This window comes from Pseudomonas sp. ICMP 561 (genome assembly GCF_002699985.1).
GTDB classification, from domain to species: domain Bacteria; phylum Pseudomonadota; class Gammaproteobacteria; order Pseudomonadales; family Pseudomonadaceae; genus Aquipseudomonas; species Aquipseudomonas quasicaspiana.
The window spans coordinates 38,600-62,248 of sequence record NZ_LKBT01000070.1 but is presented as its reverse complement, the minus strand read 5'-3'; the positions used below and the strand labels follow the sequence as shown (position 1 = coordinate 62,248).

General features: G+C 59.4%; 23 protein-coding genes. 8 read left to right on the top strand and 15 right to left on the bottom strand.

Annotated features, from left to right (window positions below):
• Positions 1-435: 435 nt before the first annotated feature.
• From AO242_RS28375 to AO242_RS28365, 3 genes are all read right to left on the bottom strand, one after another.
• Positions 436-1,008 carry a LysR family transcriptional regulator substrate-binding protein gene (locus tag AO242_RS28375; protein ID WP_080238320.1) on the bottom strand — a complete coding sequence of 191 codons (573 nt, stop codon included), beginning with the start codon at positions 1,006-1,008 and terminating at the stop codon, positions 436-438.
• Positions 978-1,289 (bottom strand): helix-turn-helix domain-containing protein, encoded by a 312-nt coding sequence (locus tag AO242_RS28370; RefSeq protein ID WP_049827161.1) that lies wholly within the window; start codon positions 1,287-1,289, stop codon positions 978-980. The genes AO242_RS28375 and AO242_RS28370 overlap by 31 nt, the downstream gene beginning before the upstream one ends.
• A 361-nt stretch (positions 1,290-1,650) precedes the next feature.
• Positions 1,651-2,256: a DJ-1/PfpI family protein gene (locus tag AO242_RS28365; protein WP_027902354.1), complete on the bottom strand. Its 606-nt coding sequence runs from the start codon at positions 2,254-2,256 to the stop codon at positions 1,651-1,653.
• A gap of 133 nt (positions 2,257-2,389) precedes the next feature.
• Here AO242_RS28365 and ftrA point away from each other — a divergent pair, with 133 nt between their 5' ends.
• On the top strand, positions 2,390-3,343 hold the full coding sequence (gene ftrA, locus AO242_RS28360) for a transcriptional regulator FtrA (protein WP_027902353.1): 954 nt from the start codon (positions 2,390-2,392) through the stop codon (positions 3,341-3,343).
• Positions 3,344-3,347: 4 nt separating this feature from the next.
• Here the strand turns inward: ftrA and AO242_RS28355 are convergent, their stop codons facing one another.
• The 10 genes from AO242_RS28355 to AO242_RS28305 all read right to left on the bottom strand — a co-directional run bounded on the left by AO242_RS28355 (position 3,348) and on the right by AO242_RS28305 (position 15,668).
• Positions 3,348-4,490, bottom strand: coding sequence for a serine hydrolase domain-containing protein (locus AO242_RS28355; protein WP_099271293.1), 1,143 nt, complete (start codon positions 4,488-4,490; stop codon positions 3,348-3,350).
• The gene (locus AO242_RS28350; protein WP_099271292.1) at positions 4,487-5,641 is read right to left on the bottom strand and encodes an iron-containing alcohol dehydrogenase; all 1,155 of its coding nucleotides are present in this window, start codon (positions 5,639-5,641) and stop codon (positions 4,487-4,489) included. Before AO242_RS28350 ends, AO242_RS28355 begins: the two co-directional genes overlap by 4 nt.
• Before the next feature lie 229 nt (positions 5,642-5,870).
• The gene (locus AO242_RS28340; protein ID WP_099271291.1) at positions 5,871-6,503 is read right to left on the bottom strand and encodes a LysE family transporter; all 633 of its coding nucleotides are present in this window, start codon (positions 6,501-6,503) and stop codon (positions 5,871-5,873) included.
• A gap of 46 nt (positions 6,504-6,549) precedes the next feature.
• Positions 6,550-8,286, bottom strand: a complete 1,737-nt coding sequence (locus AO242_RS28335; protein WP_099271431.1) for an FAD/NAD(P)-binding protein — start codon at positions 8,284-8,286, stop codon at positions 6,550-6,552.
• A gap of 11 nt (positions 8,287-8,297) precedes the next feature.
• A complete protein-coding gene (gene sbnB, locus AO242_RS28330; RefSeq protein WP_099271290.1) occupies positions 8,298-10,307 on the bottom strand; it encodes a 2,3-diaminopropionate biosynthesis protein SbnB in 2,010 nt (669 codons plus the stop codon).
• A 10-nt stretch (positions 10,308-10,317) separates the two neighbouring features.
• Positions 10,318-11,634, bottom strand: a complete 1,317-nt coding sequence (locus AO242_RS28325; protein ID WP_099271289.1) for a SidA/IucD/PvdA family monooxygenase — start codon at positions 11,632-11,634, stop codon at positions 10,318-10,320.
• A gap of 32 nt (positions 11,635-11,666) precedes the next feature.
• Positions 11,667-12,635: an ABC transporter substrate-binding protein gene (locus AO242_RS28320; RefSeq protein ID WP_099271288.1), complete on the bottom strand. Its 969-nt coding sequence runs from the start codon at positions 12,633-12,635 to the stop codon at positions 11,667-11,669.
• A complete protein-coding gene (locus AO242_RS28315; protein ID WP_099271287.1) occupies positions 12,632-13,768 on the bottom strand; it encodes an NAD(P)/FAD-dependent oxidoreductase in 1,137 nt (378 codons plus the stop codon). The genes AO242_RS28320 and AO242_RS28315 overlap by 4 nt, the downstream gene beginning before the upstream one ends.
• 15 nt (positions 13,769-13,783) lie before the next feature.
• Positions 13,784-15,283 (bottom strand): methionine--tRNA ligase, encoded by a 1,500-nt coding sequence (locus AO242_RS28310; RefSeq protein WP_099271286.1) that lies wholly within the window; start codon positions 15,281-15,283, stop codon positions 13,784-13,786.
• On the bottom strand, positions 15,276-15,668 hold the full coding sequence (locus tag AO242_RS28305) for a cupin domain-containing protein (protein ID WP_099271285.1): 393 nt from the start codon (positions 15,666-15,668) through the stop codon (positions 15,276-15,278). The genes AO242_RS28310 and AO242_RS28305 overlap by 8 nt, the downstream gene beginning before the upstream one ends.
• A gap of 912 nt (positions 15,669-16,580) precedes the next feature.
• Here AO242_RS28305 and copC point away from each other — a divergent pair.
• The 3 genes from copC (at position 16,581) to ada (ending at position 19,046) form a co-directional block, all read left to right on the top strand.
• Complete coding sequence (copC, locus tag AO242_RS28300) at positions 16,581-16,970, top strand: copper homeostasis periplasmic binding protein CopC (protein WP_099271284.1); 390 nt, start codon at positions 16,581-16,583, stop codon at positions 16,968-16,970.
• Between the two features lie 3 nt (positions 16,971-16,973).
• The gene (gene copD / locus AO242_RS28295) at positions 16,974-17,846 is read left to right on the top strand and encodes a copper homeostasis membrane protein CopD (protein ID WP_099271283.1); all 873 of its coding nucleotides are present in this window, start codon (positions 16,974-16,976) and stop codon (positions 17,844-17,846) included.
• Between the two features lie 87 nt (positions 17,847-17,933).
• Complete coding sequence (gene ada / locus AO242_RS28290; RefSeq protein ID WP_099271282.1) at positions 17,934-19,046, top strand: bifunctional DNA-binding transcriptional regulator/O6-methylguanine-DNA methyltransferase Ada; 1,113 nt, start codon at positions 17,934-17,936, stop codon at positions 19,044-19,046.
• 172 nt (positions 19,047-19,218) lie between these two features.
• On the opposite strand, the gene acuI is transcribed toward ada, so the two are convergent.
• Both acuI and acuR read right to left on the bottom strand, forming a co-directional pair.
• Positions 19,219-20,202: an acrylyl-CoA reductase (NADPH) gene (gene acuI, locus AO242_RS28285; protein ID WP_099271281.1), complete on the bottom strand. Its 984-nt coding sequence runs from the start codon at positions 20,200-20,202 to the stop codon at positions 19,219-19,221.
• A 46-nt stretch (positions 20,203-20,248) separates the two neighbouring features.
• On the bottom strand, positions 20,249-20,881 hold the full coding sequence (acuR, locus tag AO242_RS28280; RefSeq protein ID WP_099271280.1) for an acrylate utilization transcriptional regulator AcuR: 633 nt from the start codon (positions 20,879-20,881) through the stop codon (positions 20,249-20,251).
• On the opposite strand from acuR, the gene AO242_RS29515 reads away from it, so the two are divergent.
• The 4 genes from AO242_RS29515 to modB all read left to right on the top strand — a co-directional run bounded on the left by AO242_RS29515 (position 20,880) and on the right by modB (position 23,646).
• On the top strand, positions 20,880-21,035 hold the full coding sequence (locus AO242_RS29515) for a hypothetical protein (protein WP_164706067.1): 156 nt from the start codon (positions 20,880-20,882) through the stop codon (positions 21,033-21,035). The two genes, acuR and AO242_RS29515, sit on opposite strands and share 2 nt — an antisense overlap.
• Positions 21,019-22,095 carry an NAD(P)H-dependent flavin oxidoreductase gene (locus AO242_RS28275; protein WP_099271279.1) on the top strand — a complete coding sequence of 359 codons (1,077 nt, stop codon included), beginning with the start codon at positions 21,019-21,021 and terminating at the stop codon, positions 22,093-22,095. Before AO242_RS29515 ends, AO242_RS28275 begins: the two co-directional genes overlap by 17 nt.
• 164 nt (positions 22,096-22,259) lie before the next feature.
• Positions 22,260-22,964 carry a molybdate ABC transporter substrate-binding protein gene (gene modA / locus AO242_RS28270; protein WP_373562269.1) on the top strand — a complete coding sequence of 235 codons (705 nt, stop codon included), beginning with the start codon at positions 22,260-22,262 and terminating at the stop codon, positions 22,962-22,964.
• Between the two features lies 1 nt (position 22,965).
• A complete protein-coding gene (gene modB, locus AO242_RS28265) occupies positions 22,966-23,646 on the top strand; it encodes a molybdate ABC transporter permease subunit (protein ID WP_099271277.1) in 681 nt (226 codons plus the stop codon).
• Positions 23,647-23,649: the final 3 nt, after the last annotated feature.

Genomic DNA, 23,649 nt, shown 5'->3' with positions numbered 1-23,649 from the left:
TGTCGGCAAACCCAAGAAAACAGGTCGGCTTTCAGGCCGCCGCGCTTTGGATTTTGATCTGAGGCGCCCCGTTAAACCACGCTGGCCGAACGCAGATCCTGAAGCGTGGGCAACCCGGCAGGACGCCGGGTTAGCCGCATTGGGCCATGGATGGCCCGTTGCGGCGGCCCACGGTTCAGGATCTGCGGGCGGGTACAACGAGCATTAGCGAGGTGCCGAGTGGCGGGGCAAGAGCGCTTTGGTTACTTTCGCGCTTTTCGAAAGTGACGCGCTGTAAAAGCGCAACCAATATCAGCCTCTACCGCAAAAACGGATATGTACACACCAAAATCATAGGCCCCCATGTAAAGGCCTTCGCGAATGAATTCGCTCCACGGGAAACCAGTGTTTACCGGGCAATCGAGCGTCAATAATGGGGCTACGACTCGGTGGAGCCTAATCCCCCACCGGCAGCCGCTTCAGCACCTCAATCACCTCATTCGCCGCATTGGACAACAACGACCCCGGCCGGGCGATAACACTGATACTGCGCTCCACCTGCACCGGCAACCGGACACATTCGAACAAACGACCATCGTCCGGAACCAGTCGACTGGGCAAAATCGTCATACATTGCCCCTTCCCGACCAGATCCAGCAACGTCGCCACACAACTCAACTCCCCACGATGACTAAGGCGCACCTGAGCGGCAGCCAACTGCCCATGCAACCGCTCCACCCCCGCATGACGCCAGGACACATACCTCACGCCCTCGCACAACTCGTGAAACGGCCGCGGAGTCAGCAAACGACTTCGGGCAGCGACCAACACATAAGCATCCGACCAGCGCACATGCTCAACGTGATACTCATCAAGCGTCGTCGTGGGCAGGATCAGAATATCCGCCAACTCCCGTCGCAACACATCCAGCGTCGGATGCTGCTCACTCCCATGCACCACATTCAAATGCACCCCCGGATGCAGCCGGGTCATCGCCTCTACGCATGCCGCCAGAGACGTCTCGTCCATATAGTTACAGTAATGAATCGTGACACTGCCGCTGAGCTGACTTTTTTTAGCTGCTCAAGCGTCGCCAACAGACTGTCCAGCGTACGGCTGATGACCTGGCCCTCCGGCGTCAGGACGCACCCGGCCCGGCTGCGAATGAAAAGCCGCTTGTTGAAATAGTCTTCCACTTCCTTGATGGCGTAACTGATGTTCGATTGACTGCAACCCAGAATCGCAGCGGCTTCCGAAAACGAGCCATGGGAAGCAACGGTCTGGACGATTTTGAAGAAGTGGGTATTCATTTTTCTTGCACTCTGTAAGCGTTGAAGGCTCTGGACTGCGCGTTGAGGAGATAGTGGCGTGCAACAAACCTGCTATGCCAGCTTGTTGCGGAAAAAGGCGGGGATAGAAAATACAGGAGCTGCCCCGGTGTACATGGCACCGCGCTATCGCGCAGCAAATACGGACATGTAGGAGTGAGCTTGCTCGCGATTCGGTTTCGTGACCGCCGGATTTATCGGCTGAGCTGACGTTATCGCGAGCAAGCTCACTCCTACAGGGGGGCACTTGAACTCAGTGATTCATGTGTCTTGTTTGACAGGAAAACTCTAAGCAAGGATGGATCTGGCCGACCCTGTCGACCAGATGCCCAACGCAATCAGATCAATCGTTCTCGGTCCAGTCGAAATCCAGCTGCAACGCAGTACGCTCGGCCAGCTCTCGGCTGTGCAGGCGCTCAACAAGGTGCAGACTCATGTCGATGCCGGCAGAAATCCCCGCCGAGGTCACGAAAGCGCCCTCGTCTACCCAACGCAACGTGCTAAGCACATCGACCGACGGAAACATCTCTTTAAGGTCATCAATGTCTTCCCAGTGCGTGGTCACTTGCTTACCGGCCAGCTTGCCGGTCTTGACCAGCAGAAAGGCACCGGTGCAGACTGCCGCCACCACGCGCTCCGGTACGGACTGGCCGCTGATCCAGTGGATCACGTCAGCCTTTTCCAGCTCGGCATTGACCACACCGCCCGGCACGATCAGGCAATCCATCACCGGGTGGTCATCGATGGAGAAATCGGGATCGACTTTCAGCCCGGCACGGGCGCGGATCGGGTCGAGGGTACGGCCGATGGTGAATACGTTGAACAACGCCCGGTCATCGCGGCTTTTACGCAAGTGCATGCGCGTCGCGGTGGTGAAGACTTCGTAAGGACCTGCGAAATCGAGAACTTCGACGTCGTCGTAGACGTAGATACCGATGTTGATAGACACGAACGTACTCCTGGATCGCACCGGCGACCGCTGGCAAATGTTTAGGCAACCGCCTGATTTCAGGGCTTCAGGTTAACCAGTACATTTGCACCGGACTACTGGCGGAAATGCCAATATCCGGTAACATCGTGCCATGAAAAATCATCTTGTCGTCGCGCTCATCTACAACCAGCTGTGCACCTTCGAATTCGGCTGCACGGTTGAAGTATTCGCCCTGAAAAGACCCGAGCTGGGTGTTACCTGGTATGAGTTCGCCACCTTCCCGGTGGATGAAGGCCAGATCACGGCAGCAGGCGGCATTACCATCGTGCCGACGCCCGGCGAAGTGTTGCTGGAGAACGCCGATACCATCATCGTGCCAGGCTGGCGCGGGGTTGAATCCGAGGTTCCTCCCAAGCTGATCGCTCAGTTGCAGGCGGCGCATGCTCGTGGCGCACGCATCTGCTCGATCTGTACCGGTGCATTTGTCCTGGCGGCGGCGGGTTTGCTCGAAGGCAAGCGTGTCACGACTCACTGGCGCTATACCGATCTGCTGGCCAGCATGTACCCGGAGCTGACCATCCAGCCCAACGAGCTGTATGTCGATCAGGGTCAGATCGTTACCGCTGCGGGTTCTGCGGCGGGCCTGGACATGATGTTGCACCTGGTGCGTAACGATCACGGCGCGAAAGTGGCAAACATGGTCGCGCAGCGCATGGTCATCCCGCCCCACCGTGAAGGCGGTCAATCGCAATATGCCTCGCGCCAGTTGGTGTCAGCCAGCGAAGGGCCGATTTCAAAGCTGATGGACTGGATCCGCAGCGACCTGCAGCGCCAGCACAGCATCAAGGACATGGCGGATCACGCCGCCGTCAGCACCCGCACGTTGCATCGCAGTTTCATGGAAAGCACCGGTCTGACCCCCAACGACTGGCTGCTGGGCGAACGCATTGCCTACGCGAAGGAACTGCTCGAGTCCTCGAACATGCGCCTGACTGAAGTCGTGGAGGTGGCCGGGTTCGGTTCCGAAGAATCTTTCCGTCGCCACTTCCGCAACATCGTAGGCGTCAGCCCCAGCAGCTATCGCAAGCAATTCACAAGGGCTTGATGACTCACTGCGAATAAATCGCTTCAATCAAAGCGTCAGGAAATGCTCCCCAGGCACCCGCCACCGCAGTGTTGGTCATCGCCACCAGACTGATCGCGGCTTGCGGGTCGACCCAATAATGGCAGCCGTAAATCCCACACCACGACCAGCTTTCGGGGCCCTGTAACTGCCGGGCCTGAAGCGGATCGGTCAACAGCATAGGCCCGAGGCCAAACTTCCAGCCCGGCCCCCTGCCCTCGATCTGCACTTCACCAATCGCATTACTTAACAGACTGGACGTGGCAGCCTTGGTCAGTAAGGGCGCGCCGCCTAACCGCAAGCATTCCAGCAAACGCAGATAGTCATCAGCGCTGCCGATCATCCCGGCCCCGGCCGATGGCCAGGCATTTGGATCGCTGCCGCGACAAGCCGATACGCTGGCTAGACCGGTTTCCAGACGCAGTTCATCAGTGCTGTTGATTAACACCGGCAGACAAGCATCGTCCTTGTAAGCACACGCCAGGGTTTGCGGATTACCCTCCTGAAACCCGGTAGCGCTCATTCCCAGCGGCCCGGTGACCCAATGCTCAATGGCCTCAGGTAACGTCATGCCGGTAGCACGCTGAATCACCGCTCCCAGCACGTCGGTGGCGATTGAATACCGCCACGCACCGCCTGGTTTGAACAGCAAAGGAATACTCGCCAGCCGTCGCAGGTTCTCAGCCTGATCGAAAGCCACACGGTCCAGCCCGTCGCTGACGCCGGCCTGCTCGTAGGCATTACCGACGGGCAACTCGAATCCATAGGCCAGCCCCGACGTGTGGGATAGCAGATGGCGCAGCGTGATAATCGGCATCGAGCCGTCCGCCAGTTTTGGCGTGAAGTCCGGCAGCCAGCGGGTCACTGCATCATCAATGCTCAACAGGCCATGCTCCTGTAAGCGCAGGATGCAGACCGACGTGATCAGCTTTGTCAGCGACGCCAACCTGAAACGCTCATCGCGAGTGATAGGCCTCAGAGCTTCACGATCCGCCCAACCCCGGACGCAGACATAACGAATTTCGCCAGCCTGCGCCAGCAGCAACACCCCACCGACAATCCGGCCCTCATCAACGACGCCATGCCAGACGTCGTCAATGCGCTTGATCGTTGCCTGATCGACAATCACCGGCCCCGCACCGCATTGCAGAAAATCTGCGTGTACATCTGCGCCGAATGGCGGATCGGATTGGTGTGCGAGCAGCCATCGGCAAAGGCCATCTGCCCCACCAGCGCGGCGTCACGCTCGTCTATACCCAACGCGCCAAGAGTATGGGGAATACCGATTTGCTCACGCAGCGTCAGCAGCCACTCCATCACCCCGTTAAAGCCCGGCCGGGTCAAACCCAGCGCCACCGCCAATTCATCCATCTGCGGCCCCAGCACCGATTGATTCGCTTGCAACACGTAGGGCAACAGGATTGCGTTGAGCAGCCCGTGATGATGGTCATACAGGGCGCCAAGCGTCTGAGCGATCGCATGTACACCGCCCAACCCACGCTGAAAGGCGGCCGCGCCGAGGCTGGAAGCGACGAGCATTTCCTGCCGGGCCTGCAGGTCGCTGCCATCGGCAACCGCGCGGGGAAGGAACTGCTTGATCATCTGCATGCCCTTTACCGCAACGGCTTCCGCCATGGGGTGATACACCGGCGAGCAATAGGCTTCCATGCAGTGGGTCAAGGCATCGACACCGGTTGCTGCGGTCAGGTCAGCGGGCAAGCCCAGTGTCAGGTTGGCATCGAGAATGGCTACTCGCGGCATCATCCGGATGTGCAGGATGGTACGTTTGACCCGTGCCTGTTCGTCCGTGATTACCGAGGCCCGGCCGACTTCCGAGCCGGTCCCGGCCGTGGTAGGCAAGGCGATAATCGGAGCGATGCCCTCAGGATCAGCACGCCGATGGTTTTCACCGATGTCCTCAAAGTCCCACAGCGGGCGAGTCTGACCGGACATCAACGCGATGGCCTTGGCAGCATCCAGCGCCGAACCGCCCCCGAAGGCAATCACGCCGTCATGGCTGCCTGCTTTGTAGGCTTGCAGCCCTTCGGCGACGTTGGTCCCGGTCGGGTTGCCTTTGACCTGATCGAACAGACCGCAGATGCCAAGCGCCTTGCGGCAATCGGCCAGCGCACGCTGGATCATGTCAGTACCCCCGAGAAAACGGTCGGTCACAAGCAGGGGCCGACGGATACCGCTGGCTTCGCAGGCACTGGCCAATTCCCGAACCCGTCCTGCCCCTACCCGGATTGAGGTCGGGTAGTGCCAATCATTGCTTTGCATGGTGTTCATCCTTGTTCAAATCAATAAGAGTTGCCCCGTGCCCCTGACACCGCACTGTCGCGCAGCAAACACAGTCCTGTTGGAGCGAGGCTTGCCCGCGAAGCAGTCGATTCGGTAAGTCAGACGTACCGCGTTATCGTCTTTCGCGGGCAAGCCTCGCTCCAACAGAAAACCCAGGCGTATCCGTTTGTTGTATGTAGTTTGATAAGAGGTTGCGCAGATCAGCCGCTCAGACAGGCCACAACCCGATCAACAAGCGCAGGCCAAACGCGACCATGCACACACCCGTAGTGAGGTCGATGGCCTTTTTCATGCGCTGGTAACGCGCCTGCACCGCGGGAATGGAAAACAGGGTAGCGAGCAACACGAACCAGGAGATGGCCAGCACGGCAATGATCGAAACGCCGGCGGTGCGCACCCACATCGGCAAGCCTGGAGTCGATACGGTGGTGAACACACTGGTGTAGAACGCCAGTGCCTTGGGATTGGTCATGTTGGTCAGCAGACCGAAGCGGTACGCCCGCCCCAGGCTGCCAATACCCAACTCACCGATGTTGCGCGGTTTGGGTTGCGCCCCGGCATTGCGCAGGCTTTTGCTGCCCAGCCAGATCAGGTAGGCGCCTCCCAGCAACTGCAAAGCGGGTTGCGCCCAAGGCAGTTGCTGGAACATCAGCCCCAGCCCCGTGCAGGCCAGCAACGCCCAGATGATGCTGCCCGACGCGACGCCTAGCCCGGCGCAGATGCCCTGCTGCCGGGACTGGCTGATGGACAACTGGGTGATGACCAGAAAGTTCGGTCCGGGGCTGATGATCAGCACGATAAAAGCGCCGGCGAGCGCGGTCAGCAAAGTGATCTCGACCATGGAGATAATCCTTTTTCAGTGATGGGACAGAGGTGGATGCTTCGGATTAATACACCGCCAGGTTCTCGACCCCGGCATGCAGCGCAGCAAGGCATGCCTGCACCGCAATTCGCGCCTGCAACGGCGCTTTGCAGGCTGGATCCGGCGTCGGCACGTAATGGTTGTAAAAGGTGCTGCCTTCGACGCCGGGTCCAAGCACCCAAAGGCGCTGGTGGGTTGAACCGTCACGACGTAACGCCCGGCTTTGGGCATCAACCGCGATACCGTCAGCCGGGTATGGATGCGCGGCCATGATCAGCCCCTGTGCCAGCATGTCGTTGATCAAAGGCGAATGGCTCTGGCTCAGGCCGCTATGGGGGTTTCGGGCATTGATCAGGCCGTCGATTTCAATAGCGTGGATGCTGTCAGGTGCTAAAGGCGTGACCACGCCTGCATCCAACAGCGCCAGCAAATCTTCGTAACGTTCTTTCTGCGGCCCACCGACCAGACGATTGCCAAGGCCCGCCCATGCGCCGTAGAACTCAAGGGTTGAACGAACATTCAGGCCGTCATGATCGGCGGTCAGGCGCAATAGGTCTCGGCAATCACGCCAGACCTCCAGCGCTTGTGTGAGAGGACTGGCATCAACACCCAGGCAACCGCGTGCGAGATCGCAGGAAATCCACTGCCGAAACCATTGCGGGTAGTGCTGCGGATCACCTTGCCAACCGCGAATGCTCAGATAGTCCTGCGGCTCGAACGGGCCAAACTCCTCAGCCAATGCCGCATAAACGTCCCGCAGCGCTTTGGCTTCCCTCGCGCTTTGCAGTGATTGGCTAACGCGCTCCAGTTGCCCAGGTTGTTGCAGGCGCACCTTCGCCAGATAGAAAACGGCGCACATCTCGTCTTCGATCAGCGGCAAAATCTGTTCAGCGAAATCCAGTCGCCCATCCGGGGTATTTTTGCGCAGTTCGACAATGGCCTGCGCCGTGAAGAACAACCGTTGCGTCACCGAAGCGGACGGCCTGCCTTGAGGCCGGCAATGAAATGGCAGGCCCGAACGGGAAAACAGATAAATCTGCGGCTCCCGCCCCGAAGGCTGATAACGCCAGGCACTCTGGCTGTCGTCACGAATGAAACGGCCACCCCGGCCTTCGGTCAGGTGAGCGATCTGATCCATGGCGCTCAAGCCAAGGCCTTCAATCGCTACGCGTTTAGCATCGCAACTTGCCTCCGGTTGAGGCGCATGTCCGGTGGTTAGAAACACTGCCTCGGCTTCAAGGTGCAGTCCGTCAGCGGTATCCAGGTGAAAGCCTTGATCGTCAGGATTCGGGCGACAGCCAATGACACGGTCGCGACGATGTTTGACCTGCACATGCGCCGGACAAAGCGTCAGCAGATACCGATAGCAATCGCGCAGGTAACGGCTGAGCAGCTTGCGCGGCACAAAGTCAGCAAACTCGATGGCCCGCCCGCTCCCGCTGAGGCTTACATGACCGCGCTCATCCAGACGCAGTCCCTCGGCGATGCACCATTGCAGAAAGGTCAGGCCCGGCGTTTCACCAGGCTCCCAGGCCGGGTACGCCGATGAAAATCCGGACAACTGGCCCGCCATAGTGTTGAGCATCAAGTAGTCAGGCTGCTCCGGCAGATGCAGACCGCTGCCGGGCAGTTGTGGGTCGAACAGATCGATCATCAGCGGCGTGTGCGAATCCCGTCGGGCCGCACCGATCAGTTGCTCCAGCACGCTGAGGCCGCGAGAGCCCATGCCGATGATGACAATGCGTTGAGCGTCGATGAACATTGGCACGGGCATCACCAGCGCTTCGATTCAAAGAAAAACTCCGGCACCGGCAACGCCGCGCCCTGCTCAACAGCGCGGTCATAGACCCGCTTGCCCACCGCCAGATCGAGTACCCCCAGGCCAAACGGCGAGAAAATCGTCGGCCGGTCCGGGCTGACTTCCACTTCGCCCAGCATCAGTTGCGCCAGGGTGCCGGTGATGAACGCGCGATGCTGATAACGCTGCACGGCCAGATCCGGCGAGGTCTGGGCTTTGAGGCAATGCTCGACGTCGTCAAGAATGTTATTGGCCTGGGCGATGATGTCCGTCCCCAGATCCCGCAGGGAAATATTGAGCAGGATCTGCTCAGGCCGAAAGCGCTGCTCAATGACATATGGGCTCGGTGCTGTGGTGGCGAACACCACGACGTCGGCCTGCAAAGCGCTATCGAGGTCCACCGCCTGGCAGACCAGCTCATGCTGCACGGTGGCGTGACCGACAAGTGCGGCGGCTGAATCACTGTGCAGATCGAACACCTCCAACGCGTCGATCTGCCAGCCATCGCTGACGAACATGTCGAGAATGGTTCGGGCAATGAACCCGGCCCCTACCACCGACAAACGCCCGATCCTGCGCTGCTGCCTGTTCAGCCAGCGCGCCGCCAGCACCGCTGAAGCCGCAGTGCGCATGGCGCTGATCCGCGACGCTTCCAGGCAGGCATAGGCATAACCGCTGCGCGCATCATTGAGGATCAATACCGCTGAGGCACGTTGCAGGCCGGACTCAATGTTGCCGGGGAAACTGGAGATCCACTTGATGCCACTGACCGGTTGCTCACCGGACAGGCTGGCAGGCAGGGCGATAATGCGATTGGCCGGTGCGAGGGGAAAGCGCAGAAAGTAACTGTCGGGGTTGATGCTGCGCCCGGCGTGATGCTCCAGATAGGCCTGCTGGACATCGTCGATGCAAGCCACTGGATCCTCGGCAAGAATCCGCGCAACGGTCTTGCCATCCACCACATGAAAGGCCGATTGCTTCAGACGTGCACTGTGCAAATCGGTGGTCCTGGACGGCTCGATGGGCATGTCATCCAGGGTCATCTGCAACACCTGACGGCCAAAACGCTGCTCGACCCAGTGATCGTCGTAGAGGGTATCGAGGTAACGCTCGCCCCAGTCCGGCGACAACGCAACGACCACCGAGCCCGGTTCAATGCGCTCACGCCAGGCATGCACCGCCGCGATGACCGTCGCGGTGGAACCGCCCACCAGCAGACCTTTACTGCGCGCCAATAAACGGCACATGGCAATGGTCCGCTCTTCCGGGACCATTTCCAGATAGTGAATGCCTTCGGCATTGAAAATCGGCGGCCGCTGACTCGTCCCAAGGCCTGGAATGAAACGCTTGCCCGGCGGCGTATCAAAGGTCACCGAGCCCACGCTGTCCACCGCCACAATCGTCGTCGCAGGGTGGTGACGCCGAAAATACTGCACGCAGCCCATCAGGGTGCCGGTGGTCCCCGCGCCAACAAACAGGTAATCCACATGGCCGAAGTGGCGGCCGATGGACTGCGCAGTCGTTCGGGCATGAGCGCGCGGATTGGCAGCGTTTTCGTATTGGTTGAGCCACACGTAGCGCGGGTCAGCCGCGACTTTCTGGCGGATCAGCGCGATGCGCGTACCGAGATATCCGCCGTTGGCGTCCAGCGCATCGACCTGGATGACCTCCGCCCCATAGGTCTGCATCAGGCGGATGTTGTGATTGGAGCTGTTGGGATCTACTACACACGTGAACCTGATGCCGCGCTCGGCACAGATCATCGCCAGCGCCACCCCCAGATTGCCCGACGAGGATTCGATCAGCACGGTGTCCGCGTTAATCTGGCCCCGGCTCTGCAAATCATCGACCAGGCCGACGGCCGTCTTGAGCTTGATCGAGCCCGCAGGATTCAGCGACTCCATTTTTAAAAAGAACTCAGGCCCGATCCCCGCTACTTTGAGAAACGTCTGGTCGTGAACGATTTCGGAAATATTGTTGTACATGAGGGTCACGTCATTCAGTCAGCAGCGGTTCAAGGGTTTGCGCCTGCACGGCGCTTTCGAGGCTCAGCGCGATACGCTCGGCACGCAATGCCATCAGCGAAAACGACTGACTGTCGCTGATACCGTGGCTGCGCTCGGAGAGTCCGTTGACCCACACATTCACGTCGCACTGGCCCTGGGTGGCGACGCGGTAATCGCGATCAATCACCAGTCCTCCATCCACATCGGCTTTGAGCCACGGCTGCAAATTGCTCAACAGCGGCGGTATGACAGGTTGCAGATAACCAGTGCCCAGTACGATGACGTCTACCTCTAGCACCTGACTGCGCAGGGTGAAGGTGTCCGTCAGCGTGACCCGGTAGCCATCAGTGGTTTTTTCCACCTGGCGGATCTCGCTGTAGCCATGGGTACGCAGGCGTTGGTGACCGGCGATGGCGTCTTCGTAGATCAACGAGAACAGCTTCTGGCTTTCGTCCGGGTCAATACCGGCGTAATTGGTCGAACGGCTCCAGCCCAGAAAACGCTGGCGCGCGGCCGGGTCCAGGCTGTGGAAGTAATCAACGTGATCCGGCGCGAACACCCGATTGGGGAACTGCCCGAGCTGGGTCAGTTTGAAGCCCGCAGAACGATGGGCCGAATGCACAAGGAGGTTTCGCTCACGGGCGATCAGCTCCAGTACCGACTCACTGGCGCTCTGCCCGGAGCCGACTACCAGCCAGCGTTTGGGCAATGAATCACCGAACGCCTGCAAGCGGGTCAGAAACTGCGAGGTGTGGAACAGCGTAGGGCCGAGCAGGCCTTGAAACAGTTCCGGGATGGCAGGCGCGCTGCCGCTGGACAGCACGATATTGCGGGTTTCGACACGGCCATTCGGCGTCTCGACGCACACAGCGCTCAGGCGTCCCTCCTCCATCACCGGCAGGATTTCGCTGACTGGCGCGTTGAACTGCGTTTGACCATCCACCTGGGCCGAGACCCAGCGCAGGTAATCCGACCATTCATGGCGGCTGGCCGGGCGACCCAGCAGGCCGAAATCGAACAGGCGGCCCTTATCCTTGAGGTACATGGCAAACGAAAAGCGGCTGCGCGGATTGCGCGGCGTGACCAGATCACGGAACACGTGATGATTGATGTCGGTGCCGCTGAGCAGCAGTTCGCGATGCCACTGTGTGTCATGGGCAGCTTCCAGAAATCGTATGGAAAGCTCACCCAGCGGCGAACCCGCATCGCGGGCGTCTTCGAAGACACACGACAGCGCGATACCTGCCGGGCCGAAGCCGATACACACGGCGTCTGCATGCACGCCCCCTGTTGTTGATGCACTCATTTGCGTCCCATCCATAGTGTTGAAAGGCGTTGCTATTCGGAAATGGCTAGCAGCCCTTGAGGGCCAACCCGCCAGAGGGTGTTAAATGCGCCCCGGCGCTCACCCTGGTCGAAACTGACCTCGCCCAACGGCGTGTTGAAGGTGGTGTGATTGAGCGCATGAAGCAGCTCGGCTCGACGCCAATTGCGGCTGGCCAATACGCCCAGCACGTGGAACAGCAGCAGGCTTTCGCGGTAGTAGGTTTCAGGAGCAGTTTCAGCGGCTGTTCCGAACAGCGCCGTGTACTGCAAGGTGCCCGGACATGGCTGCGCTTCGGTTTCGGCATTGCCGAAGCCGATTACCCAGGTGTTGCAATCGTCCGCAGCGGCGTTGCCCAGATAGGGCGAAGCGGCGTCATCGGTCAGGATCAGCGGCCGCTGACTGCCCTGGGCGCGACGTCGCTGCCAGTGCTCGCGACTGCTGCGCAGGCGTCCGGCAAATACTTCCACCTGCGCCTGCTCGCGCTCGTCGGTCTGGTGTATGCCGTAATCCCTCGCGGCCCGGGCAATACCCTTGGCAAGGGCTTGTCCGTGAGCACTGTGATCGGCGCTGATGTGCACGGTCTGCCAGCCTTTAACCGCGATCCAGCCAAGCAGATCCCTGGCAAGCTGCCGGTCCGAGGGGCAAAAACGGAACACGTTGTGATGGTCTTGCGTCAGGCAATCAATGGTCGCCGCCGGGGTCAGCAGCGGAATGCCCGCTTGCCGATAAACAGGTGCCGCGCTGACCGCCGCGTCGGATGAAAAATGGCCGATCATCAGATCGACGTCGGCGGCCACCATCTGCTCCGCGACCTGCTCGGCACGCACACGATTGGCGCCGTCATCAAGAAAATGCCACTGCACCTGAGCCAGCGCAGGTATGAAGTTTCGCGCTACGCACATCGCCCGTAGAAAAGTTCTGGCGTGGGGGGTGTCCGCAGGGTTAAACAAGGCCGACACACCGACTTTGAACATCGTCATGGCTGCACTCCAGCGACAACGTCTGCATGTTGCATGGCACGCCTCGAGGAAAGTGCCGACCAGCCGGCGCTGGCTTCCTGACCCAGCAGGCGGCTTTGCATCTGCTCAAAAGCTATCTGAGCGATGCCCGGAGCGAACTTGAAGCCCAGGCCGGACATGCCACTGGCAAGGAACACCGGACTGTCTTCCCCGACAAAGCCCAGCAGCGGGCGACCGTCAAGGCTGTAGCTGTCAAACCCCGGCAGCACGTCAAGCACCTGAGGGTGGATGCAGCCGGTGAGCTGGCGCACCCGCTCAACAGCGTTTTGCCGATTGCGCAGGTCGGTGGGTGGCAGATCATCCGGGGATTGCTGCGTGTCGCGAAAGCCACAGCCGGTCTGCACCACCTGACGGGTCAGAGGGATCAGGTAACTCTGGCTGACTGCATCAATCAGCGGCATGCGGCATTCTGTGTCGGTCAGCACCCGGGCCAGCGGAATGGAGCGGGTTTGCAGTTGCAGACCCGGTATCCATTGCCGACTCCAGCCACCGGCCGCCACAACTACCGCACGACAGCGCAGACTGCTTTCGTCCAGCCGTATATGGACCTCGCGAGGTGATTTGCAATCAATGGCGCGTACTTCGCAATGCTCCAGCAACAGGCTATTGCGCCGCACGACATCTGCAAGCAGTTGAGTCGCCAGCCGCACATTGCCGATGCAGGCATGCGGCTCGTACAGATTGACCCGCGCCTGATCCGGGCAACGTGGAAGCTGCACGCCATCCAGTTCGCGACTGGCAATCAGGCGCATGGGATAACGAGGGCTGGCATGTTGCTCGATGGCTCGGCAAAGGTTGTCCATTTGCTCAGGCGCAGCGCGGTAAATGGCGCCGCTGCGCCGCAAGGCCCGGGCGTATGTGTTGGCGAAAATACCGTCGTCCATCAGGTCGATGGAAAACGCAGCCAGGTCCATCAACAGTGGATCAGGGTCATACAGCCGCACCAGTCCGCCGGAAAGCGCACTCGCTCCGCCAGCGCCTGCGGCGCCCTTATCGATCAAGGCCACAGCCAGCCCGGCGGTGCTTAGCCGGGCCGCAATACTGGCGCCGACAATGCCCGCGCCGATTACTGCGACGTCATAGTCCATCAACATGAGGTGTGCGTCCGTTCAAATGCAGTATTCAGCGGCCGAGCCGGTGAGAATCGTTGCGCTGACCCTGTCCAGCGGCAGCTCGAATGACTCGACGATGCGTGCTGCGGTGTCGGGGATCAGCGCCTCACCGGTGACCGCGATGAACGCCGCGAAGTGGCTGACCGGGCGCCCTTCGCCCAGACGGATACGGGCGATGGCAATAACGTCGAGGAGCACGCTCGCCATGGTTTTCATGGAGAACTGTTCCGGCTGGGTGGCCTTGATCCATTGCAGCCGCAGCGCTTCGAGCAATCCGGCGTCAGGTCCACACATGCCGCTCCACCAACTGCCGCGTTGCTGCGCACCTGTCTCAAGCAAAGCAGGGAAAAAATCGCCAAACAGAGCTTCGCGCCAGAGCAGGAAATGCTGCAGACGGAAATCGCCTTCGCATTCCTCCGGCGCAATGCTCGCCAGATACAGCCGGGCGCTGTCGGCACAGGCCTGCCGTGCCAGATCGGCTACCCAGATCGCATGGTTGCGGCTGGTGGATAGATTCAGGCCATCAAGCTTGAGGAACTGGTTGGGCATGAAATGTTGGCGGATTTGCAGATCGTCCAGCACCGACAATAAGGCCGGGTAGACCACCGCGTGGCTGAACACACAGTCGAAACCGAGAAAATGCACCAGCGTGCCCTGCCCCGATTGCCAGTACTGCTGGAACAGTTGAGGTTCGGCTGTCTGAGCGGCATGTTCGCGGAACGCGGCCATGTAACCGGCCAGCCCCATAAACCAGGTGTGTACCCGGCACGAATCACCTTCGGCCAGATCCAGCCCCGCGTCGCCGGGTCGTGTCACGCCCCAGTCGTGCAGATGTTCGAGCGTCTCGGGCAGCCAGCTGTCCAGCGGTTTGCGCCATTTGCGATTGAGCAGGCTGTCGCGTAACGCGGGCTTGAACTGCGCCAGCTTGAGGAATGCCCGATGGCTGTTGCGCCACTGAACCGGCTCACTGCAGAGCTTGCAACGCAGTCCGGTCATCAGTTCGGAGTCGGGAGCCTGAGCGCAGTTTTCACACTGGCTGGCATCGGACTCGGCACCGCAGTAGTTACACATACCACGAGCGAATGCTTCATAGCCCCAGACGTCACAATCCGGGCAGTACGCTTCGCTGGAGTCACGAAATTCGATAACACCCGCCTCACGGGCCTTGTCGAAAACCTCTCGCACCGCATCAGCGAAGAACGCGTTACCGTGGGGCCGCATCCAGTTGTCGGGTCTGATATTGATCGCCGCCAGCGACGCTTCAATCCGGTCGGAATTGCGGCCGGCCAGTTCCACCGGATCCATGCCCTGCTCCAGCCCTTTGCGCAGCATGTACGACTGGTAATCGTCGGAGTAGGAAACCAGTACGCAATCGTGACCCTTTTGGCGCTGGACCCGGGTGAACACATCCGCCCCCAGAAAAGGCCCGGCGATGTGCCCGATATGCAGGTCGCCATTAGGGGTCGGCGGCGTGATGGTGACAACGAACCTAGTCATTCAGGTACCCCGTGGTTTCGCTGTGCTGAGCGACGAAGTCATTGACGTAGTTCATGTCCCACCAGACCACGTAGAAGTGAAAGTCCTCTTGCGAGTCATTGATGATGTAGTGATTGGTGTGTTTCGGAATCGCCGCGATATCGCCCACGCCGAACTCCAGCTCACGCTCGCCCACGATCAGTCGGCACCGGCCTTTGATGGCGATGAAGATTTCCTGATCGATCTGGGTATGCGCTTCACTGCTGGTTCCAGGCCGGACGACGCACCAGCCCCCGGCGAACGGCATGGGATAGCCCTCCCATGGCAGTAAACGACTGCCATCCAGGCCGTACTCATGGACGAGATTATCGAAGCGGGTTTGTCGAAGTATTTCGAACTTCTGCATGTTCAGCCTCCGTGGCTAATTGATGGCCAGGAGCATGCTATCGACGACGAAAAGTGGCTATCTGATCCATTGATATAACAGCAGCTGCGTATCGAATTTTTAGATTTTCAGGGCGGCAGGGTCGCGCTTCGAGCGAGGTTTTTATCGTTATCTACATGGGTTAGCTCTTATAAACCAATGCATCTATCAGAAAGCTTTTCTGCGGGAGCAGTCCCGGTTTTTTCGTAGCAAACACGGGATCTGTTGGAGCGAGGCTTGCCCGCGAAGAACGTTAACGCGGTGCGCTTGGCTAACGAGTCGACTGGTTCGCGGGCAAGCCTCGCTCCAACAGAAAACGCATTTAAATCAAGTTAGTTATCTTAAGTTTGATGAGAGCGCAACAGCACCTACAGGTCTCAGTTGCTTCGGGGAGCGAAGCCTTCTCAACAACATATAATGACTGGGCACGTACGACTTTTATGTGGCGGCAGGACTACCCATTTAGAAACACCACGAAATACAACGAAAAACCGCGTTATTGACATGAAAGAATTTCATCGAAGAGTTACTCTTAAATAATCGAAACTGCAATAAATCACGCCGAAGAGCCATCATGCAAAACCGATAATAGTCACTATCAACTTTCGTAATAGTCCAAATCTTCCGGCCGGTGTTAGTGTTGGTGGCGATGAAGAACATGTTTCAATCGCTTTCTGACTCCGCATCAGAAAGCGCCAGATTGATGCTCCCGCTTCATCACTCCTTTGGTTAAGACTTTCAGCCACCCCACTTTATTGTGCGGTGGCTTTTTTTTGGGGGTTTTGCCCCGATGTGGTGCTCAGCACTGGAGTCGCACGGCAGTTTCTGGTCTATTAGCCCATCGACTGCCGATTCAAAGCGCACATTCAGCTTCCGCATACAGGTAATTTTTTGATGTCTGCCCAACGCTTCAAGCACATCCTCACAACCTTTACCGTTCTCGCATCCCTGACCGTGACTGCAAACGCTTCCGCTCACGCGCATCTTGAGAGTCAACTGCCCGCGGCTAAAAGCACTGTCACCAGCCCAAAAGAGCTGCGCCTGCAATTCTCGGAAGGTGTCGAAGAGAAATTCACCAAGGTCACCATCACTTCAACCGCGAAAAGCGGAAAAAACATGGTTGAACCGGTTCCGGCGATCGCAACCGACCCGGCGGACAAGAAAACCCTGATCGTGACACCCGCAGCACCTTTGGCTGCAGGCGACTACAAAGTTGAATGGCACGCCGTCTCGGTTGATACCCATAAAAGCGAAGGCAGCTACAGTTTTACTGTCAGCCCCTGATCCATGCAGACCGCACTCATCCTGTGTCGTTTTGTGCACTTCTGGGTGCTGTTGACGCTGTTCGGAATGTACCTGTCCCACGACCTGTTGCTGCGATCACGACTCGCGCGCGGCAGACATCTGCTGCCCGATGGGGTAATGCGCTGGCTTGCCGGGTCAGCGCTGATCAGCGCCATTGCCTGGTTGATGCTGACCGCCGCGAGCATGGCAGGCAGTTGGGTGCAGAGCGTTGACCCACAGACCCTGCTTCTGGTGCTGAGCCACACATCATTCGGCAAGTTCTGGGCCTGGCATATGGGCCTGAATCTGCTGTTGCTGTTGCTGCTAATCAGGCCGGGTAGCCCGCCTCCCACATTGCGCCTGCTACTCGCAACCCTGCTTCTGGCTACGTTGGCCCCTGTTGGGCATGTGGCGATGTTCGACGGCATCTATGGCGGGATGTTGATCCTTAATCAGTTCGTTCACCTGCTCTCGGTCGGCGCCTGGCTGGGTGGCCTTTGCCTGTTGCTGATGTTGCTATTGGTGCAGGGCCGCCACGCAGAGATTGATATGCGGGCCGTCCTGCTACGTTTTGGCGGGTTTGGGTACTTCATGGTGGCGCTGATCATCGTGACCGGGCTGATCAACGTCCGTGTCATGAGTGGCGCGCCGTGGCCTGCGCCAGCTTTTTCCGGCTTCGGTCTGGTACTCGCCGTCAAAGTGAGCATGGTGTTGTGCATGTTGGCGCTGGCCCTGTTCAACAGGTTGATGCTCAGTCGCCACGTCTTACGCCTCGACATTGTGCGAGTCAGCATCGTGGTCGAATGCCTGTTTAGCATGGCTGCACTGGCGGCGGTGTCACTGCTGGGAACATTGCCGCCGATGCTTGCCGAATAGGTCGAGTTTGACCGCAAGACTCGGAGTGCAGCCTCTTCGGCCACTGCATAAGCTGGAACTCATTGTATCGGTGCAAGGTATCGGCTCATGACTCGCAACAGATCGTCCTCTTCGGCCACTGAAAATGATCCGCGCTGGCTCTCAGTGCTGGCCCGGGATGCGTCGGCTGACGGGCAGTTTGTCTATGGCGTGCGGACAACCGGCGTGTATTGCCGCCCGAGCAGCCTGTCGCGACTGCCCAACCCGGACAATGTGGTGTTTTTTGATAACCCGGAGCAGGCGGAAGCGGCCGGTTATCGGCCCAGCAAACGCATAGCCGCCGACCAAAGCCACGTTGCTCAACAGCATGCCGCCTTGGTGGCCAGCGCTTGTCGCTGCATTGAACAGGCTGAGTCGGCGCCCAGCCTCAAGGCGCTGGCGCAGGATGCGGGGCTAAGTCCGTACCACTTCCACAGGGTGTTCAAAACCGTCACCGGCCTGACACCCAAGGCTTACGCCGATGCGCATCGAGCAAAAAGGATACGCCAGCAACTGAGCTCGGGCGGCTCGATCACCGACGCGCTGTACGATGCAGGTTTCAACTCCAGCAGCCGTTTTTACGCTGCATCGGATGCGCTGCTCGGCATGAAACCGGCCCAGTATCGTCAGGGCGGTAACGACACAGAGATTCGCTTCGCCATCGGTGAGTGCTCATTAGGCTCGATTCTGGTGGCTCAAAGTCAGCGCGGCGTTTGCGCCATTCTGCTCGGCGATGACCCCGAAGTGCTGGTGCGGGACTTTCAGGATCAATTTCGCCAGGCCACATTGGTCGGGGCTGACGATGACTTCGAGCAGATGATCGCCAACGTGGTGGGCTTCATCGAGTCGCCGAACCTGGGCCTGGACCTTCCGCTGGACATGCGGGGCACGGCGTTTCAACAACGGGTCTGGCTGGCGCTCAAAGACATTCCGCCTGGCAGCACCGCCAGTTATGCGCAAATCGCTCAGCGCATCGGCGCCCCGAAATCCTTCCGTGCAGTGGCAATGGCCTGCGGTGCCAACCAACTGGCAGTGGCCATTCCCTGCCATCGAGTAGTGCGCAGCGACGGCGGTCTTTCAGGGTATCGATGGGGCGTTGAGCGCAAGCAGCAGTTGCTGGATCGGGAGATTGAACTGGCACGAGAGCCCGGCGTTGCGCTGCCGCTCAAAGAAAGCCAGTGATCCGCAGGACACCGCTATTGCGCTCCAAACACCGGCCCCTGTAGGAGTGAGCTTGCTCGCGATAGCGGTAGACCCGTTGAGAAATTACCGCCCGCCTGACGCTATCGCGAGCAAGCTCACTCCTACAGGGGGGCATATTTGCTGCACGACAGCGCTGTGTCGGGGACACCTCCTACCGGTTCACATCCACCACCACCCTGCCCCTGACCTCACCCGCCAGTAACTTCGGCGCAGTATCGACCACCTCGCTCAAGCCGATTTCACGACTGATCAGTGGCAGCAACGATAGATCCAGGTCGGTCGCCAGCCTCTCCCACGCGGCGATCCGGTCGGCACGAGGACGGGTGACGCTGTCGATGCCCGCGAGGGTGATCCCACGCAGAATGAATGGCGCCACAGACGCCGGAAAGTCCATGCCTTGGGCCAGCCCGCACGCAGCGACGGTGCCGCGATAGCGCGTGGCGGCGCAGATATTGGCAAGGGTGTGGCTGCCGATCGAATCAATGGCGCCTGCCCAACGCTCCTTGCTCAACGGACGACCCGGCCCGGACAGGGTCTTGCGATCAATCACCTCAGCCGCACCCAATTGTTCAAGGTAAGCGGTTTCGTTCAAACGCCCGGTGGATGCCACCACCCGATATCCCAGTCGGGACAGGATCGCCACCGCAAAGCTGCCCACGCCGCCGTTGGCCCCGGTGACCAGCACATCACCCTTGTCAGGGGTTACGCCGTTACTCTCCAGCGCCATCACTGCGAGCATTGCCGTGTAACCGGCGGTGCCGATGGCCATTGCTCGTGCAGCACTGAACGTGTCGGGCAGTTTGATCAGCCATTTGCCCTGCAAGCGGGCTTTCTGCGCCAGCCCGCCCCAATGCCCTTCACCGACTCCCCAGCCGTTGAGCACCACTTGGTCGCCCACTGCAAAATCAGGGTCACTGCTGGCAGTGACGGTGCCAGCCAGATCGACACCCGGCACCATCGGAAAACTGCGCACAATTGGCCCATCACCGGTAATTGCCAGCCCGTCTTTGTAATTGAGCGTGCTGTAGGCGACGTCCACTGTCACGTCGCCTTCGGGCAGCGAATCCTCGCTCAACTCAGCCAGCCTTGAACGATAGCCGTTGTCGTCTTTTTCGATGAGGATGCCTTTGAACATGGGTGCCTCCAATTTAGACCGATCGTCTTTTAATAGCGAAAAAGGTTCATTGCGGTAGCCCGCGCAGAAACCCCGTGATGAAGGTGTTGAGTGGCGCATCGCTGGCAACCAGACGCGCCCGCAACACCGCACCTTCCCAACCAATCCAGAAGAACGCCGCCAGCTCGTCGCAGTCAGCACCGCGAGCCAGTTCGCCATGGGCTTGAGCAGCCCGAAAACACGCGCTCAAGCGCGCTTGCCAGTCGAGAAAGATGCCTTCCAGGATGTCCCGGAAGCCTTCCGGCAACAGACAGACTTCCTGCCCCAGGTTGCCCACCAGACAGCCGCGGCGATAATCATGACGCGCCATACCGATCTTGGCGTTTTGCACGAAGCCGACCAGACGCTCAAGTGGAGTCAGGGTTTCATCCAGCAGCCAGCGATCAAGCCTTTGCGAGAAGTAACCGGCGTAGTTGTTCAGCACCGCATGGCCGAAGGCTTCTTTGCTGGGAAAGTAGTGATAGAACGAGCCCTTGGGCACGCCAACCCGCTTGAGGATGTAGTCGATGCCAGTGGCCGTGAAGCCCTGTTCGGTGAGCACTTCGGTGCCGCAGCGAATCAGCGCTTCACGGGTCTCGAAGTTCTCTCTGTCGACCTTGGGCGGGCGGCCTGGACGGCGTTTCAATTCAGGTGCATTCATGATGCGCAATATTAGACCGATCGTCTTTTATGTCAATACGCTTACCCCGGTGGTTGCCAAACGCCCCGCGCCGACGCTCAATAGCGCCTCGAACAGCTATTCAAAAAGCCCTTCAACCACATCGCATGGAGCCGTCTATGAGCGCCTGGCCTGATACCCGTATCCTCGACCTGTTTGGCATTCAACTGCCGATTCTTCTTGGGCCCATGGCGGGTGCTGGCGGTTCGGCACTAGCCATTGCGGTAGGCAACGCGGGCGGCCTGGCCTCCCTTGCCTGTGCGATGCTGGGCCCGCAGCAGATTCGCGATGAAGTGGCCCTCATCCGTCAGCACAGCACTGCCCCGCTGAACCTCAATTTCTTCTGCCACCAGCCACCGCAGGATGACCCGCAAAGCCACGTACGCTGGAAGGAAGCGCTGCAGCCTTACTACCAGGAGCTCGGCGCAGATTATGACGCACCGACACCTGTCTCCAGCCGAGCGCCTTTCGATGGTGTCAGTTGTGAGCTGGTCGAAGCATTGAAACCTGAAGTGGTCAGTTTTCACTTCGGCCTGCCCGAAACCGCCTTGCTTTTGCGGGTCAAGGCCACCGGAGCCAAGGTCATTGCGTGCGCCACCACTGTCGCAGAAGCCGTCTGGCTGGAGACACAAGGCTGCGACGCAATCATTGCCATGGGCTACGAGGCTGGCGGGCACCGCGGGATGTTCCTCAGCACTGAATTGGACACACAGGTGGGGACCATGGCCCTGGTACCGCAGATCGTCGATGCGGTCAGCGTGCCGGTGATTGCCGCCGGGGGAATCGCTGACGGGCGAGGGATCGCCGCCGCCTTCATGTTGGGCGCATCAGCCGTACAGGTCGGTACGGCTTACCTGTTTTGCGCGGAAACCAAGGTCAGCAAGCCTCACTATCAGGCGCTGCGGACCGCTGACGAAAGCCAGACCGCGCTGACCAATATTTTTACCGGCCGCCCGGCCCGGGGCATTGTCAATCGGATCATGTCGGAGCTGGGCCCGATGAGCCCTTTGGCACCGGCCTTCCCTCTGGCCGGAGGCGCCCTCATGCCATTGCGAGCGATTGCCGAACCGCAGGGCAACGGCGATTTCATGAACCTCTGGGCTGGCCAGGCGGTCGGGATCAAGCATGAACAAGGTGCGGAAGATCTGACCCGACTGATTGCCAATCAGGCGCTGGAAAAACTGACCCGTTTATAAACTTAGCTTCCATGGTGCCCGGCCTCGCTATATATTCCGTTATATAGCGAACGGCCAATATCGAGGTCTTTCGGATAACGACTAAGCCATGGAGCTTTTCAATGCGCACGTTTCACAAAAGCCTCGCCTTCAAATCCCTGACGGGTGTCATCGTCGCACTGGCGATGGGCCCCGCCTTCGCTGACGAAGTCCAGGTCGCAGTTGCCGCAAACTTCACCGCGCCGATTCAGGCCATCGCCAAGGATTTCGAGGCTGACACCGGACATAAGCTGTTGGCGTCATTCGGCTCCACCGGCCAGATCTACACCCAGATCAAGAACGGCGCGCCGTTCGAAGTGTTCCTCTCCGCCGACGACAGCACCCCGGCCAAGCTGGAAAACGAGGGCGACATCGTCAAAGGCTCACGCTTCACCTACGCCGTTGGCACCCTTGCCTTGTGGTCCGCGAAGGAAGGCTACGTGGACGCCAAAGGCGACGTCCTCAAGAAAAATCAATACCAGCATCTGTCCATCGCCAACCCGAAAGCCGCGCCTTACGGCCTCGCTGCTACCCAGGTACTGGCCAAGCTGGGCCTGACTGATGCAACCAAACCGAAAATCGTTGAAGGCCAAAGCATCACTCAGGCCTATCAATTCGTTTCCACGGGCAATGCCGAGCTGGGTTTCGTGGCGCTGTCGCAGATCTACAAAGACGGTAAAGTGACCGGCGGTTCCGCGTGGATCGTACCGGCCGAGATGCACGATCCGATCAAACAGGACGCTGTGATCCTCAACAAAGGCAAAGACAACGCCGCTGCCAAGTCGCTGATTGAATACCTCAAAGGTCCTAAAGCGGCTGCCGTGATCAAGTCCTTCGGATACCAACTGTAAAATGCCGCTCGACAGTACCGACTTTGCTGCAATCTGGTTGACCCTGAAACTGGCGTCGCTGACCACCTTGATTCTTCTGGTCATCGGCACGCCCATCGCCCTGTGGCTGGCACACACTCGCTCATGGCTCAAAGGCCCTGTCGGCGCCATTGTCGCCCTGCCTCTGGTGTTGCCGCCGACGGTGATCGGGTTTTACCTGCTGTTGCTGCTCGGCCCCAACGGTACTGTCGGTCAGTTGACTCAAAGTCTGGGCCTGGGAACGCTGACGTTCAGCTTTCCTGGTCTGGTCATCGGTTCGGTGCTGTACTCCATGCCCTTCGTTGTGCAGCCGCTGCACAACGCTTTTGCTGCCATCGGCACGCGTCCACTTCAAGTGGCCGCAACCTTGCGAGCCAATCCCTGGGACACCTTCTTCAGCGTGGTATTGCCCTTGGCAAAACCCGGTTTTATTACCGGTGCGATTCTTGGCTTCGCGCATACCGTGGGTGAATTTGGCGTGGTACTGATGATCGGCGGCAATATCCCCGAGAAAACCCGCGTCGTGTCAGTGCAGATTTTCGATCACGTAGAGTCCATGGAGTACCTGCAAGCCCACTGGCTCGCTGGCTCAATGGTGGTGTTCTCATTCCTGGTTCTTCTGGCGCTCTATTCCAGCGGCAAGACCAAAACGGCCTGGAGCTGATTC

Excerpts from the sequence above, each read along its gene's own strand:
- AO242_RS28275 (WP_099271279.1), top strand. The coding sequence starts at position 21,019 with ATGAGCGCCTGGCCTGATACCCGTATCCTCGACCTGTTTGGCATTCAA.
- AO242_RS28335 (WP_099271431.1), bottom strand. The coding sequence starts at position 8,286 with ATGTTCATCGACGCTCAACGCATTGTCATCATCGGCATGGGCTCTCGC.
- ftrA (WP_027902353.1), top strand. The coding sequence starts at position 2,390 with ATGAAAAATCATCTTGTCGTCGCGCTCATCTACAACCAGCTGTGCACC.
- AO242_RS28340 (WP_099271291.1), bottom strand. The coding sequence starts at position 6,503 with ATGGTCGAGATCACTTTGCTGACCGCGCTCGCCGGCGCTTTTATCGTG.
- acuI (WP_099271281.1), bottom strand. The coding sequence starts at position 20,202 with ATGTTCAAAGGCATCCTCATCGAAAAAGACGACAACGGCTATCGTTCA.
- AO242_RS28315 (WP_099271287.1), bottom strand. The coding sequence starts at position 13,768 with ATGTTGATGGACTATGACGTCGCAGTAATCGGCGCGGGCATTGTCGGC.
- sbnB (WP_099271290.1), bottom strand. The coding sequence starts at position 10,307 with ATGTACAACAATATTTCCGAAATCGTTCACGACCAGACGTTTCTCAAA.
- copD (WP_099271283.1), top strand. The coding sequence starts at position 16,974 with ATGCAGACCGCACTCATCCTGTGTCGTTTTGTGCACTTCTGGGTGCTG.
- AO242_RS28320 (WP_099271288.1), bottom strand. The coding sequence starts at position 12,635 with ATGACGATGTTCAAAGTCGGTGTGTCGGCCTTGTTTAACCCTGCGGAC.
- modB (WP_099271277.1), top strand. The coding sequence starts at position 22,966 with ATGCCGCTCGACAGTACCGACTTTGCTGCAATCTGGTTGACCCTGAAA.
- AO242_RS28375 (WP_080238320.1), bottom strand. The coding sequence starts at position 1,008 with ATGGACGAGACGTCTCTGGCGGCATGCGTAGAGGCGATGACCCGGCTG.
- acuR (WP_099271280.1), bottom strand. The coding sequence starts at position 20,881 with ATGAATGCACCTGAATTGAAACGCCGTCCAGGCCGCCCGCCCAAGGTC.
- copC (WP_099271284.1), top strand. The coding sequence starts at position 16,581 with ATGTCTGCCCAACGCTTCAAGCACATCCTCACAACCTTTACCGTTCTC.
- AO242_RS28310 (WP_099271286.1), bottom strand. The coding sequence starts at position 15,283 with ATGACTAGGTTCGTTGTCACCATCACGCCGCCGACCCCTAATGGCGAC.
- ada (WP_099271282.1), top strand. The coding sequence starts at position 17,934 with ATGACTCGCAACAGATCGTCCTCTTCGGCCACTGAAAATGATCCGCGC.
- AO242_RS28325 (WP_099271289.1), bottom strand. The coding sequence starts at position 11,634 with ATGAGTGCATCAACAACAGGGGGCGTGCATGCAGACGCCGTGTGTATC.
- AO242_RS28370 (WP_049827161.1), bottom strand. The coding sequence starts at position 1,289 with ATGAATACCCACTTCTTCAAAATCGTCCAGACCGTTGCTTCCCATGGC.
- AO242_RS28305 (WP_099271285.1), bottom strand. The coding sequence starts at position 15,668 with ATGCAGAAGTTCGAAATACTTCGACAAACCCGCTTCGATAATCTCGTC.
- modA (WP_373562269.1), top strand. The coding sequence starts at position 22,260 with ATGGGCCCCGCCTTCGCTGACGAAGTCCAGGTCGCAGTTGCCGCAAAC.
- AO242_RS28350 (WP_099271292.1), bottom strand. The coding sequence starts at position 5,641 with ATGCAAAGCAATGATTGGCACTACCCGACCTCAATCCGGGTAGGGGCA.
- AO242_RS29515 (WP_164706067.1), top strand. The coding sequence starts at position 20,880 with ATGATGCGCAATATTAGACCGATCGTCTTTTATGTCAATACGCTTACC.